Raw genomic sequence first — 14035 nt, forward strand, 5'->3', positions numbered from 1 at the left:
CCTGCTCACGATAGCTACATTGCAACCGCCATAGATGCGGTGGCTGTACCGGCCTCATCGCGGGCAAGCCCCGCGCCACACAGGTTCGCCTCCACAGCCCTCTCCCGCCCACTACGGGGCTACAGGTGAATATCCATCCCATCGAACGCCACTTCGATACCGCGCTGGGTCAACAGGGCGCGTTCGCTGGAGTCTTCGTCCAGGATCGGGTTGGTGTTGTTGATGTGGATCAGCACCTTGCGCTGCGCGCCGAAGCCTTCCAGCACCTCAAGCATGCCGCCGGGGCCGCTTTGCGGCAGGTGGCCCATGTCGCTGCCCAGTTTGTCGCCCACCCCGCAGCGGCGCATTTCGTCGTCGCGCCACAGGGTGCCGTCCAGCAGCAGGCAATCGGCCCGGCCCATCCAGCCCAGCAAGGCTTCATCCACCTGGCCCAGGCCCGGGGCGTAGAACAGGCTAGCGCCGCTGCGCAGGTCTTCGATAAACAGGCCGATGTTGTCACCCGGGTGCGGGTTGCCGCGATGGGGCGAGTACGGCGGCGCACTGCTGCGCAAGGGAATGGCGCGCAACTGCAGATGACCGCATGCGGGAACAGTAAACGGCGCGCCGTCCAAGGCGATAGGCTGCCACTGCAGGCCGCCGTTCCAGTGGCTGAGCATGGGGAACAGCGGGAAACCGCGGGTCAAGTCCTGATGCACCATCTCGGTACACCACACCGCGTGCGGGCAGCCCTCGCGCAGGCTCAGCAGGCCGGTGCAGTGATCGATCTGGCTGTCCAGCAGGATGATGCCGGCAATCGCGCTGTCGCGCAGGCGGCGGGCCGGTTGCAGGGCCGGGAACGAGGCCAGTTGCACACGAATGTCCGGCGAGGCGTTGCACAAAATCCAATCGACGCCGTTGTCGCTCAGGGCAATCGAGGACTGGGTGCGCGGCTGCGCGCGCAGGCTGCCATTGCGTACCCCGGCGCAGTTGCGGCAATTGCAGTTCCACTGCGGAAAACCGCCACCGGCGGCAGAACCGAGAATCCTGATATGCATGGTTGCAGGCTCCGCGAAACAAGCCCGACCAAGCCCACGGCTGGCCGGGCGGTCCCTTAGCGATTGGCGAAATACATGGTCACTTCAAAGCCAATGCGCAGGTCGGTAAACGCGGGTTTAGTCCACATGGGGCAGTCCTCTTCTTGTGCCGGGCGATTCCGGTAGAGGCATTAACACACGGGCCGCGGCGGGGCCGAATGCTACTTTGGAAGGAGCTTGGGCGGTGCGTTGGTAGGAGATACCAAAAGGCCGGGCTAACAGGGTACGGCGTAGCAAGCGGGCTCGCCCGCGCCGGGGCGCGCAGCGGCCCTGGTCGGTGGCAAGGCAGGCCCACCCCAGGGGAGCGCTTCGCACTCCAGCGCGGGCGAGCCCGCTGCTACACCCGTTGGCACCCCGAGGTGGGGTGACTCAGAAGAACCCCAGCGGGTTGATGTCGTAGCTCACCAGCAGGTTTTTGGTCTGCTGATAGTGGTCGAGCATCATCTTGTGGTTTTCCCGGCCGACGCCAGACTTCTTGTAGCCACCGAACGCGGCGTGGGCCGGGTACAGGTGGTAGCAGTTGGTCCACACGCGCCCGGCCTTGATCGCCCGGCCCATGCGGTAGGCGCGGTTGATGTCGCGGGTCCACAGGCCGGCGCCCAGGCCGAACTCACTGTCGTTGGCAATGGCCAGGGCTTCGGCTTCGTCCTTGAACGTGGTGACACCCACCACCGGGCCGAAGATTTCTTCCTGGAACACGCGCATTTTGTTGTGGCCCTTGAGCAGCGTGGGCTGGATGTAGTAACCGCTGGCCAGGTCGCCTTCCAGGCGTTCCGCCGCGCCGCCGGTGAGCAGTTCGGCGCCCTCTTCCTGGGCGATTTTCAGGTACGAGAGGATCTTGTCGTACTGCTGCTCAGAGGCTTGGGCGCCGACCATGGTGTCGGTGTCCAGCGGGTTGCCGCGCTTGATCTTGACGATCTTCTTCATCACCTCGGCCATGAACGGCTCGTAGATGGATTCCTGCACCAGGGCGCGGGACGGGCAGGTGCACACTTCACCCTGGTTGAAGAACGCCAGCACCAGGCCTTCGGCGGCTTTTTCGATGAACGCGGGCTCAGCGTTCATGATGTCTTCGAAGAAGATGTTCGGCGATTTGCCGCCCAGCTCCACGGTGCTGGGAATGATGTTCTCGGCGGCGCAATGCATGATGTGCGCGCCCACTGGGGTGGAACCGGTGAAGGCGATCTTGGCGATGCGTTTGCTGGTGGCCAGGGCCTCGCCCGCCTCGCGGCCAAAGCCCTGGACGATGTTGAGCACGCCCGGTGGCAGCAGGTCGGCGATCAATTCGGCGAACACCATGATCGACAGCGGCGTCTGTTCGGCGGGTTTGAGCACGATGCAGTTACCCGCGGCCAGGGCCGGGGCGAGTTTCCATGCGGCCATCAGCAGCGGGAAGTTCCACGGGATGATCTGCCCCACCACGCCCAGCGGCTCGTGGAAGTGGTAGGCGGTGGTCAGTTCGTTGATTTCGGCGGCGCCGCCCTCTTGGGCGCGGATGCACCCGGCAAAGTAGCGGAAATGGTCGGCGGCCAGGGGCACGTCGGCATTGAGGGTTTCGCGCACGGCTTTGCCGTTGTCCCAGGTTTCGCTGACGGCGAGGATTTCCAGGTTTTGCTCGATCCGGTCGGCGATTTTCAGCAGCACCAGGGAGCGGTCCTGGGCGCTGGTCTTGCCCCAGGCATCGGCGGCGGCATGGGCGGCGTCCAGGGCTTTTTCGACATCGGCGGCACTGGAACGGGGGAACTCGGCGATCACCTCGCCGTTGACCGGTGAAGTGTTGGTGAAGTATTCGCCGTTGACCGGGGCGACAAACTCACCGCCGATGAAGTTGCCGTAGCGTGGCTTGAAGGTCACAACGGCGCCAGGTGTTCCAGGTTGGGCGTAGATCATGTAGGGCCTCGGTTGGGTCGATGCCTGCCGGGTGGGCAAGCGATGAATCGATGGTAGAGAGCCCCGCCCTCCAGACGAATGCGCCGTTGGCAGGGGGGCTCCTCGTTATTTAGTAGTAAGCGGGCAAGCCCGCTTACTACAGGCGATGGCTGTGCAACATCCAACCTAAATGGCGGCCGCTCGATCGCCAGCGCCGGATCGCCACCCGGGCGAACTGCGCGGCCACCGTCCTCACGGCCGCTGGTCGTCCACCCGCTGCATCCGCTCGCGCTCGTAGCGCGGGTACAGGTGGCTGACACTGCGGATCAGTTCGTAGCGGCTCAGGCTGATGGCGGCGAAGCGTTCGGGGATGGGGCTGCGGATCATCTCGGCCATGTCGCTGCCCTGGGCGGCGCCGTCGCGCATGAGAAGGTCGAGCCAGCTCAGGTAGTCGTCCATCTGCACGAACGGCTTGGAGTCTGTGGCCAGCGGGCCGTGGCCGGGGACGATGGTTTTCCAGGGCAGTGCCTGCAAGGTGGCGATGTCCGCCCGCCACACCTCCAGGCCCGGTGTGTTGGGGGTGGTCAGGGCGCGTTCGTAGAACACCAGGTCGCCGGCGAACAGCACGCCGGTGCGCTCGTCCAGGATCGCCAGGTCCGCGCCGGTATGCCCATGCAGCCCCAGCAGGCGCAGGCGATGGCCGCCCACCGTGCGCACGCCAGGTTCCACCGAGCGGTTGGGCAGCACCACTTCGGTACCGCGCATCCAATCGCCCACCATGCGGTACAGGTTCTCGGCCATAGCATCGCCTTGTTGCTGCAACAGCTCGGCGGTGCCCGGCAAGGCACTGATGGGCACGCCGGCGAAGGCCTGGTTGCCCAATACGTGGTCCGGGTGGTGGTGGGTCAGCAGCACTTCGACCACAGGTTTGTCGGTGACCGTCGCGATCGCCGCGCGCAGGGCTTCGCCGTAGCGCTTGGAGGGTCCGGTGTCGATCACCACCACGCCCGCCTCGGTGACGATAAACCCGGTGTTGACGATATTGCCGCCGTTGTCCTTGGCGAAGTTGGCGGTGCTGCCCTCCAGCAGCCAGGTGTGCTCGGCGATCTGCCGGGGTTTGAGGTGGTAGTCCAGGTCCGCCGTGGCTGCACAACTGACGGCCAGGCACAACAGCAGCATCCAGCGCATGGCGCGCTCCTTATATCGTCAGGGAATCGCCGCATCGAATTGATTGCCGCTGTTATCGCGCAGGACCAGCCGCGTCTGCCCGGCCCCCGCCACGTCAAAGCCCAGGCTGGGGTTTTCGCTCACCGCCGGGTACAGCGTCAGGTTGACCAGGACCTTGCCGGCGCTGTCCTGCAACTGGGCGTGGTTGAGGAAGAATTCCGGGATGCCGCCGACCATGCCGTTGTCCATCGGGTGCGCCACTTGCAGGCGCAAGCGGCTGAACTCGCCGCGCGGGTAGCGCCCGCCCAGCACTTCGCCGATGTGGTCTTCCCAGCCGGGCTGGCTGCGCACCACGCTGGGCGCGGTGCAACCGCCACCCGCGGCGTCGATCAGGGTCGAACCCACGTGCCACAGGCCATCGCGGGTCAGCACGGCAGCACGCAAGGGCGTGGCCTGCTCGATGCGGATACGGATCGACAACCAGGGCAACACGCCCTCCCCGGGCTCGAAATCGACGATCCGGGGCAAAGGGTTGAGTTCGGCCCAGGCGAGGATCTTCACCACTTCACCCTGCAAGGCCCGAGCGTCGATTTCCAGGGGCACTTGCCGCGCGTCTTCAGCGAAGGGCGGCGCCAACAACTTGACCCGCTCATCGAAAACGAAGGGCGCGTCGTTGAGAATCTGCTTGTGATAGAAGGCCCACATCACCGAGGGCACCGGGTCCTTGCCCGGCGTCACGGGTTCGGCCACGGCCGCCAAAGGCAGCCAGCAGGCCAACAGGCAATACGCTCGCCAGTTCATCGACCACTCCTGTGGGTTCGTGCAGCGTTTAAGACGGCGAGCGGGCTCAGGGTTTATTCCTCGACGTGCACGCTGTCCAGGTAGGTGCGCACTGCCCACAAGGCTTCCTGGCTCAAGTAGTCGGCCATCTTGGGCATGTACACGCGGCCATCACGCACCGCGCCGTGGCGCACCCGTTCGACGAACCACTCGTCCCCGACCTCGCCGGCGTCGAGCATGCGCAGGTCTGGGGCGATACCGCCGGATTTGGCTTCCAGGCCATGGCACGCGGCGCAGTTCTGGTTGTAGGCCGAGGAGCCGATTTCCACGGCTTTCTCGCGCTCGCCTGTAGTGCGGTAGGGGTTGACCGCCGCCCAACCGTCGCCATCGAGCGCCACACCGGCATCCTTGATCGGCGTAAGGCCTTTGGTTTCTACCGCCTGGGGCACCACATTGCCGTGGGCCATCACCGAACCTGCGCCCATCAGGCCGGCCAACAGGCTGGCGAGGAGCAAGGCATTACGTGGGGTTGTTGTCATTATTAGGTCCTCAAGAGTGCACGCTACCCCTGGCTACAGAGGTCGTGGCTCATCTTAGGAACCGCTTGCGCAGGCCCGTATGCTGCTTTGGTGGCCGCGTTCTACTCCCTTGGTAGCAGGCCTTGTGGCGAGGGCCCAAATCAGGTCCCGCCCGGGAAGTTTTCCCGGCAAGGGCGGGACTTTTTCCGTATCTGCCCAGGCGTTGGCGTTCCATCTTAGTCGGGCCAAAACCTCCACTGGGAACCGCAACCATGACAATAAGATCGTTACCCGCCCTCTCCCCGCTGACCCTCGCCGTGCAGGCCTTCCTGCTAGTGAGCAGTCTGTCGCTGTCGGCCGGTGCCACTGCCGCCACTACCGCTGCCCCTGCCACCAAGAACGTCACCTGGGAAGACATCGCCAACGACCACCTGACCACCAAGGATGTGCTGCAGTACGGCATGGGCACCAACGCCCAGCGCTGGAGCCCCCTGGCCCAGGTCAACGACAAGAACGTATTCAAGCTGACCCCGGCCTGGTCGTACTCCTTCGGTGATGAAAAGCAGCGCGGCCAGGAGTCCCAGGCCATCGTCAACGACGGCGTGGTGTACGTCACCGGTTCCTACTCGCGGGTATTTGCCCTTGACGCCAAAACCGGCAAGCGCCTGTGGACCTACAACCATCGCCTGCCGGACAACATTCGCCCCTGCTGTGACGTGGTCAACCGGGGCGCGGCGATCTTTGGCGACAAAATCTACTTCGGCACCCTGGATGCGCGCCTGATCGCCCTGGACAAAAACACCGGCAAAGTGGTGTGGAACAAGAAATTCGGCGACCACGCCGCCGGCTACACCATGACCGGCGCCCCGGTGCTGATTAAAGACAAGACCAGCGGCAAGGTGCTGCTGATCCACGGCAGCTCCGGCGATGAATTCGGCGTGGTCGGCCAGCTCTACGCCCGCGACCCGGACACCGGCGAAGAAGTGTGGATGCGGCCCTTCGTCGAAGGCCACATGGGCCGCCTCAACGGCAAGGACAGCACCCCCACCGGCGACGTGAAGGCGCCATCCTGGCCGAACGACCCGACCACCGAAACCGGCAAGGTCGAAGCCTGGAGCCACGGTGGCGGTGCCCCTTGGCAGAGCGCCAGCTTCGACCCCGAAACCAACACCATCATCGTTGGCGCGGGCAACCCAGGGCCGTGGAACACCTGGGCGCGCACCGCCAAGGACGGCAACCCCCACGACTACGACAGCCTCTACACCTCCGGCCAGGTCGGCGTCGACCCAAGCACCGGCGAAGTGAAGTGGTTCTACCAGCACACCCCCAACGATGCCTGGGACTTCTCCGGCAACAACGAACTGGTGCTGTTCGACTACAAGGACAAGGACGGCAAGGTCGTCAAGGCCACCGGCCACGCCGACCGCAACGGCTTCTTCTATGTGGTGGACCGCAACAACGGCAAATTGCAGAACGCCTTCCCGTTCGTGGACAACATCACCTGGGCCAGCCACATCGACCTGAAAACCGGCCGCCCCGTAGAGAACGAAGGCCAGCGCCCGGCCAAACCATTGCCTGGTGAAACCAAGGGCAAACCGGTCGAGGTCTCGCCACCGTTCCTGGGCGGCAAGAACTGGAACCCTATGGCCTACAGCCAGGACACCGGCCTGTTCTACATCCCGGGCAACCAGTGGAAAGAGGAATACTGGACCGAAGAGGTCAACTACAAAAAAGGCTCGGCCTACCTGGGCATGGGGTTCCGCATCAAACGCATGTACGACGACCACGTCGGCACCCTGCGCGCCATGAACCCCACCACCGGCAAGGTGGTCTGGGAGCATAAAGAGCAACTGCCACTGTGGGCTGGCGTACTGGCCACCAAGGGCAACCTGGTGTTCACCGGCACCGGCGACGGCTTCTTCAAGGCCTTCGACGCGAAAACCGGCAAGGAACTGTGGAAGTTCCAAACCGGCAGCGGCATCGTCTCCCCGCCGATCACCTGGGAACAGGATGGCGAGCAGTACATCGGTGTCACCGTCGGCTACGGCGGCGCGGTACCGCTGTGGGGCGGCGACATGGCCGAGCTGACCAAACCGGTGGCACAGGGCGGCTCGTTCTGGGTCTTCAAGATCCCGAGCTGGGACAGCAAGGTCGCCCAGAAGTAAGCCGATACCCACGGCTGCCACGAGGTGGCCGTGGGTCTGTTTCACTTATGGGAGCGGGCTTGCCCGCCCCCATACAGGCACAGCCCAACGGCCCCAAGCCTTCACCCCAGGAGTCCTGCGTCATGAACTACCTGCCTCTGATCCTCGCCCTCACCGCCCCCCTGGCCCTCGCCGCCACGGACGATGACGGTGGCGACAGCGCACTGACCATCAACGGTTGCGTGATCGCCGAATCCAGCCAATGCCCTGGCGCCGACCTGCGCAACGCCAAACTGAGCAACCAGGACCTGCGCAAAATGAACCTCAGTGGCGCCGACCTGCGCGGTGCCGACCTGCGCCACGCGCGCCTGGACCTGGCCAACCTGGAAAAAGCCCAATTGCAAGGCGCCAACCTGACCCGCGCCAGCCTGCAACAGACCAACCTGCGCCTGGCCGACTTCAGCGGCGCCAAGCTGCTGGCCGTGCAGGGCTGGGGCATGTTTGCCCAGGGCGCCCAATTCAAGGACGCCAACCTCACCGGCGCCTACCTGGAATTCGCCCGCCTCTCCGGGGCGAAAATGCACAACGCCAACCTGCAAGCCGCCGACCTGGAAATGACCTGGCTGAGCAAAGCCGACCTCAAAGGCGCCAACCTCAGCGACGCCAACCTGCAAGAAGCCAAGTTCGGCGAAAGCAACCTGGAACACGCCACCCTCACCGGCACCCGCCAGCACTACGCCAACTTCCAGGACAGCAACATGGAAGGCTGTACCGATTGCCCGGCCACCTGGGACAAATAATGGGCATCAGCGCCCAAGTAAGCCTGTTTGTGTAGCAAGCCGATTTCGCTAGGCGCATTGTGCGATGCGAAGCCGTGCCATTAATATGGCATCACTCTTCGAATAGCCAATGGAAATGCTATGAGCATCATGCAGTTACGGTCGTCGCGGTTTCTTCGGGCCAGCGCGGCGATCACCCTGTGCAGTTTTCTCGTCGGCTGTTTGCCCGGCAACCTCAAATCCAACGACACCACACCCGGTTCCGCCAGCGACCTGAGCAATGCCTCCGGTTCGCTGTTGGCTTCGCTGTCTTCGGTCACCGGCATGGCCAACGACACCGCCGCCAGCCTGGGCCTGAGCAGCAACGGGCGCACAGGCATGGACTTTCGCAGCTGGAGCGAGCAGGACCAGCAGCGCGCCCTGGCCGCCAAGAAACTGATCGAGCGCCAACCCCTGGACGACTTGCCGGTGTACGACCCGACCAAACCCGGCGAAGTGCAGCGCTACGGCGACCAGGTCAAGGCCCTGTTGGCCAAGTACGGGCAAAAGACCGAACTGAGCGCCGACGAACTGCGCGAAGTCAGCCGTACCGTGGTGCCGATGGTGCGCTACATCGCTAAAAGCCGCGCCTACCGCGAAGGCAAGCAAGCCGCGCTGAAAATGACCCGCAACAAGAACGGCATGGACAGCATCGTCATCCCGCCCGGTATGACTGTCGGCGCGGCGATTCTCACCTACTGCAACGACCACGGTTTGGCCGCCCCGTGGCGCGGCTCGAAAATGAGCCTGCGCCCGGCCGCCAACTACATGCCGCCGGCGCTGCTACCCCTGTCCCAGGACCTGCACAAGTACGCCGCGGTCAACCCGCAGGCCCACTACGCCATGCAAGGGCTGGTCTGGTGGCTGCGCGACACCCCGTGCGAGCCGGACCGCTTGAGCGACACCCAGAGAAAACTCATCGAAGCCGCCCACCCCGGCGGCCTGGCCGAGCTGTCGTCGTTCTGCGTGGGCGACAAGTTCAAGAAGCAAGCCCTGGAGCACGCCAAGAACTACCTGCCTGGCAACGCCGCCTCGATGCTGAGCAAGGCCAACAGCGTGATGGCCCAGGCCAACGGCCTGCAGCAGAAAGCCGAAGCCTTCCTTGAAGCCGACCTGAGCGACCCACGCAGCGCTCTGGAGCTGGCCCAGACCGCCGGGCTGAAGCTGGGTGGCGGCAAATCCGACCTGCTCAACAACCCGTACTTCAAGTCCGCGGTGCCGCTGCTCAAGGACTCCAACATCAGCCGTGCGCTGATTCCGGCCAGCATCGACGACAAAGCGGTGGACGCCTCCCTGGCGGCGATGAACGTCCTGGGCGAGCGCATGGCTGCCGAGGCGGGCGACAACAGCCAGAGCCTGGCCGACTACAGCCTGACCGAGAACGGTTTGGCGGTGAAAAACAACCACGACGGCGGCGCCAGCAACTCCCAGGTGGTGATCCACAACCCCACCGGCCAGCCCTTGGAGTTCGTCGGCCGCGACTACGTGCTCAGCACCGTGGACGATGGCAAATCCAGCAAAGGCTACCGGCCGAGCCAGCGCCTGAGTATCGGCCCATTGGTGCCGACCACGATTTATCCAGACCCGCACGCCAGCAAATACAGCGAGAAACTCGAAGACGCCACCAAAAAAGCCCTCGAGCCCCTGAGCACGCTGCCCGATACCGCATGGGGCCTGGCCAGCGAGGCCAAGGGCGAAAAACTGCCCTGTGAACCCAAGGGCGGTTTCGACTGGAAAGTCATTGGCCTGAGCGCCCTCAAGGACGTGGTGGAAACCATCCCGGTGATCTCCAACATCGTCAACGGCTACAGCGCCCTCACCGGCCGCGACTGGATGACCGGCAAGGAACTCGACGGCAAGGAGCGCATGCTGGCGATCCTCAGCGCGGCCCTGCCGGCCTCCGGGGCGATCGTCAACATCGTCGGCAAGCGCGGGCGCTCGATCTTCAACTTTGCGAAAAAGGGTTGGGAGTACGGCGACCGCGCGCAAAGCACCGCGAGCACGGTCAACACCTCGGGCGAATTGATCGCCGCCGCCTACGACGACAACAAGTGCAAGGTGTTCAGCAGCGCCATGAAACTGGCCGCCACCCACGTCTGCAAAGGCGCGCAGCGGGCCAGTTGCATGAAGTCCACCGCCGCCCTGTCGGTGGCGGCCAACACCGCCGACCAGACCGAAATCGGCAAGGTCAAGTACGAGGAAAACATCCTCTCCGCACCGGGCAAGGTCGGTGATGCGGTCAAAGGCATGGGCGACGCCCTGGGCAATGGCTTCAACAGCCTGACCAAGGGCATGGGCGGGTTGCTCAACTAACCCGCCCGTTCCACCCCCCATTGCTGTGGGAGCTTGCTCGCGATGGCGGTCTCAAGGCCGCCATCACCGGCAAGCCAGGCGCCCCCAGGCGTTTGTGCGCTAGCGGCTAACAGGCCACGCGCATGATCCCGGTATCGATGGCCAGGTGCACCAACTCGGCATGGGAGCTGACCGATAATTTGCTCTTGAGCAAGGTCAGGTGGTTGGACACCGTCTTGGCGCTAATACACAACTGCTCGGCAATCGAGCGGGTGGGCGTGCCCTTGGCCAACATCACGAAAATCTCGAATTCGCGCTGGGTCATGCTTTGCAGGCGTGGGTCCTGGGCGTTGTGGGCTTGCGGGTTACAGGCCAACTGTGTGGCCAAGGGCTGCTCGATGTACGCGTGCCCGGCGAGGATGCGCCGCACCGCCTCGATCAGCACTTCGGGGTCGGCGTTTTTCGTCAGGTAGCCCGAGGCACCGGCATCCAGGGCCTGGCGCACCAGCGGCAACTCATCGTGCAGGCTGAAAAACAGCACCCGCAATTGCGGCAAGCGCTGGCGCAGGCGCCGGGTGGTTTCCAGGCCGCTGATCCCCGGCAGGCCGAAATCCATAATCACCAGGTGCGGGATCTCCTCCTGCACCCGCGCCAGCGCCTCCTCGCCGTTAGCGGCCTCACGCACCTGCATCGTCGGCAGCACCGCCCGCAGCAGGCTGGCGTAGCCTTGGCGCACCACGGCGTGGTCATCCACCAGCAAAATATTCATCGGCCCTCCCCCGCAATACTCAAAATCAGCGCCCAACCGCCGCCCGCGGGGCTGACAATGCGCAACCCGCCGCCGAGGCTGTGTGCCCGTTGCGCCAACGAACGCAGGCCTACGCCGGGGGATTGTGGCCGCGCCGCGCCCTGGCCGTTATCGCGGATCAACAAGCGCAACCCAGTGCCTCGGGTTTGCAGGCGTACACGCACGCCGGTGGCGCAAGCATGGCGTGCCACGTTGGTCAGGGCTTCCTGGATGAACCGGTAGAGGTGGGTTTGGCTGGCCACGGGCAACACCGGCAGCCGTGGGCTGACCTGTAGGCGGCAGTCGATGCCGTGGGTGCCTTGCCACTGGCCAACCAGCGACGCCAACGCCTGGGGCAAGGGCTGCGGCACCTCGGGATACAAGTCGCGCACCAAGGCGCGAAAGCCTTGCTGCAACTGCTGGCAATTGTGCTCCAGGGCCAGGGCCGTTTGCGTCACGGTTTCGGGCTGCCCTGCCACCACCCGCAGCAAGCACGCCTGGGCGCGGATGCCCGCCAGGTATTGGCCCAGGTCGTCGTGCAGGGCCTGGCCCAGGCGCGTACGTTCTTGCTCACGGGCGGCCAGCAGGCTGTGGCGCAACTGGCGGTTTTCGGCGCGCAGTTGCTCAAGGGCCGCATCGCGGCCAGCCCGGCGCCGCCACGCCGTGGCCCAGAGGTGCAGCGGCCATCCGGCAAACACGGCTCAATGCCCCGCCAGCGTAGGCAACGGCAAGCTCACCGGGGTGTGCAGCTTGTCCACCCCCACCAGGCTCAGGATCAACAGCAAGGGCAACAACAAGGCTTTGAGAATACGCATGGCTGGGTTTCTCTTTTTTATAGGTAGGCCGAGCGTCCATCCTAAGACCGCTGCCCACCGCGCGGTTTACTACCTTGGTACTGGCTGATCGGTACTTTGTGCAGGGTTTACCGACCCCATTGGCCCAAGGGGGGCGGTTTGTGTGGGAACGGGCTCACCCCATCGCGGGCAAGGCCCGCACCCACCGTTGAACGGTGGCGTGGGTGGGGTTTTCATTTTCCTCTGTGGGAGCGAGCCTGCTCGCGATGGCAGTGACCAATGGCAGAGGGTAAGACCGTTGCTCCCATAGGGGGAATGGCTTTTAGCCCTTGAAACTACGACTTTAGTAGCGGTTTTGCTGTCTATCGTCGCATTCACAAAGCAGCGCCCCTGGCATGTAATGGGCTTATAACAAGAAGGATTGCCCCCTATGCCCCTTGCACCGCGCCACCTGCCGCTGCCCTTTGCTGCTGCCTTGTGCCTGAGCCTCTGGCTGGGCGCGGCGCAGGCCCAGGAGCCACTGTTCTCCGCCGAAGGCTACCGCATCAGCCTGTACCGCAGCCCGACACCGGCCCAGGTGGACGGCGGCAGGATCGTCGATACCGCGCAATTGCAGCAGCTACTGGCCCAATCGCCCGCGCCGGTACTGGTGGACGTTTACCGCCGCCAGTGGCTGCACGGGCGTTTCATCGAAGACCAGCCCCACGCCAACCTGCCCGGCAGCTTGTGGCTGGCCAACACTGGCGATGGCGACCTGACGCCACCCTGGCAAACCTATTTCGCCCGCCACCTAAGCGCTGCCAGCGCCGGCCAAGCTGCGCGCCCACTGGTGTTCTACTGCCGTTCCGATTGCTGGTTGAGCTGGAACGCGGTAAAACGCGCCACGGCGCTAGGCTATACCCAGGTGTACTGGTATCGCGATGGCCTGGACGCCTGGGAAGCGGCGCACCTGCCCCTGGCGCCGGCACAGCCCGAACCCTTTCCCTGACCGCGACACCCTGCGTGCCACTGCCCACCCAACCCATAAAAACCGAGGTGAAAGGCCATGTACAAGATTCTGATTGCCGACGATCACCCCCTGTTTCGCGAAGCGATCTGCAACGTCATCAGCGACGGTTTTGCCGGTAGCCAAGTGCTGGAAACCGCCGACCTGGACAGCGCCATGGCCCTGACCCAGGAACACGACGACCTGGACCTGATCCTGCTGGACCTGAACATGCCCGGCATGCACGGCCTCAATGGCTTGATAAACCTGCGCAACGAGGCGCCCACCATCCCGGTGGTGATCGTCTCCGCCGAGCAGGACAAGCAGATCGTGCTGCAAGCCATCACCTATGGCGCGGTGGGCTTTATCACCAAATCCTCGCCCCGGGCACAAATGACCGAGGCCATCCAGCAGATCCTCAACGGCAACGTGTACTTGCCTTCGGACATCATCCGCACGCAAAAAACCGGCACCCGCCGAACGATGAACGACACTCCCAACTTCCCGCCCGAACTGCTCCAGGCCCTGACCCGCAAGCAATTGCTGGTGCTCGAACGCATGACCAAGGGCGAATCCAACAAGCAGATCGCCTACACCCTGGAAATCGCCGAAACCACGGTCAAGGCCCACGTTTCCGCGATCCTGCGCAAGCTCAACGTGCACAACCGGGTGCAGGCGATCCTCAGTGCCGGGGATATTGATTTCGCGGCGTACCTGCGCCGCTGACTGGCGGGCCCACTGTGGGAGCGGGCCGGGCGGCGCTCCGCTCGCCCGCCATTGCCTCTAGAGGCTGCAAGCCCGCTTACAG

The 14035-nt window shown here is 64.4% G+C and carries 12 protein-coding genes and 1 pseudogene; 5 read left to right on the forward strand and 8 right to left on the reverse strand.

Annotated features, from left to right (window positions below; genetic code table 11):
* Positions 1-119 precede the first annotated feature (119 nt).
* From pqqB to pedF, 6 genes are all read right to left on the reverse strand, one after another.
* Entirely contained in the window at positions 120-1034 is a 915-nt protein-coding gene (gene pqqB / locus AC19YR_RS08810) for a pyrroloquinoline quinone biosynthesis protein PqqB (protein WP_095108409.1), read from the reverse strand.
* A 56-nt stretch (positions 1035-1090) separates the two neighbouring features.
* Entirely contained in the window at positions 1091-1162 is a 72-nt protein-coding gene (pqqA, locus tag AC19YR_RS08815) for a pyrroloquinoline quinone precursor peptide PqqA (protein WP_003253598.1), read from the reverse strand.
* Between the two features lie 280 nt (positions 1163-1442).
* On the reverse strand, positions 1443-2963 hold the full coding sequence (gene exaC / locus AC19YR_RS08820; RefSeq protein ID WP_095108410.1) for an acetaldehyde dehydrogenase ExaC: 1521 nt from the start codon (positions 2961-2963) through the stop codon (positions 1443-1445).
* Positions 2964-3194: 231 nt separating this feature from the next.
* On the reverse strand, positions 3195-4130 hold the full coding sequence (locus AC19YR_RS08825; RefSeq protein WP_500598030.1) for a quinoprotein relay system zinc metallohydrolase 1: 936 nt from the start codon (positions 4128-4130) through the stop codon (positions 3195-3197).
* Between the two features lie 18 nt (positions 4131-4148).
* Positions 4149-4910, reverse strand: a complete 762-nt coding sequence (locus AC19YR_RS08830) for a quinoprotein dehydrogenase-associated SoxYZ-like carrier (RefSeq protein WP_500598032.1) — start codon at positions 4908-4910, stop codon at positions 4149-4151.
* A gap of 53 nt (positions 4911-4963) precedes the next feature.
* Complete coding sequence (pedF, locus tag AC19YR_RS08835; protein ID WP_095108413.1) at positions 4964-5428, reverse strand: cytochrome c-550 PedF; 465 nt, start codon at positions 5426-5428, stop codon at positions 4964-4966.
* Positions 5429-5679: 251 nt separating this feature from the next.
* On the opposite strand from pedF, the gene exaA reads away from it, so the two are divergent.
* The 3 genes from exaA (at position 5680) to AC19YR_RS08850 (ending at position 10682) form a co-directional block, all read left to right on the forward strand.
* A complete protein-coding gene (gene exaA / locus AC19YR_RS08840) occupies positions 5680-7572 on the forward strand; it encodes a quinoprotein ethanol dehydrogenase (RefSeq protein ID WP_095108414.1) in 1893 nt (630 codons plus the stop codon).
* 122 nt (positions 7573-7694) lie between these two features.
* Positions 7695-8351: a pentapeptide repeat-containing protein gene (locus tag AC19YR_RS08845; protein ID WP_500598034.1), complete on the forward strand. Its 657-nt coding sequence runs from the start codon at positions 7695-7697 to the stop codon at positions 8349-8351.
* A 120-nt stretch (positions 8352-8471) separates the two neighbouring features.
* Positions 8472-10682, forward strand: a complete 2211-nt coding sequence (locus tag AC19YR_RS08850; protein WP_500598036.1) for a pre-toxin TG domain-containing protein — start codon at positions 8472-8474, stop codon at positions 10680-10682.
* Between the two features lie 106 nt (positions 10683-10788).
* Here the strand turns inward: AC19YR_RS08850 and AC19YR_RS08855 are convergent, their stop codons facing one another.
* Positions 10789-11430: a response regulator gene (locus AC19YR_RS08855; protein ID WP_095108417.1), complete on the reverse strand. Its 642-nt coding sequence runs from the start codon at positions 11428-11430 to the stop codon at positions 10789-10791.
* Positions 11427-12083, reverse strand: a pseudogene (locus AC19YR_RS08860) (sensor histidine kinase); the annotation flags it as partial. The gene AC19YR_RS08855 and the pseudogene AC19YR_RS08860, both read right to left, overlap by 4 nt.
* A 589-nt stretch (positions 12084-12672) precedes the next feature.
* Here AC19YR_RS08860 and AC19YR_RS08865 point away from each other — a divergent pair.
* Positions 12673-13230 (forward strand): PQQ-dependent catabolism-associated CXXCW motif protein, encoded by a 558-nt coding sequence (locus AC19YR_RS08865; protein ID WP_500598038.1) that lies wholly within the window; start codon positions 12673-12675, stop codon positions 13228-13230.
* A 57-nt stretch (positions 13231-13287) separates the two neighbouring features.
* The gene (locus AC19YR_RS08870) at positions 13288-13953 is read left to right on the forward strand and encodes a response regulator transcription factor (RefSeq protein WP_095108420.1); all 666 of its coding nucleotides are present in this window, start codon (positions 13288-13290) and stop codon (positions 13951-13953) included.
* The last annotated feature ends 82 nt before the right edge of the window (positions 13954-14035 follow it).

It is taken from the genome of Pseudomonas sp. MF08817, from assembly GCF_059862705.1.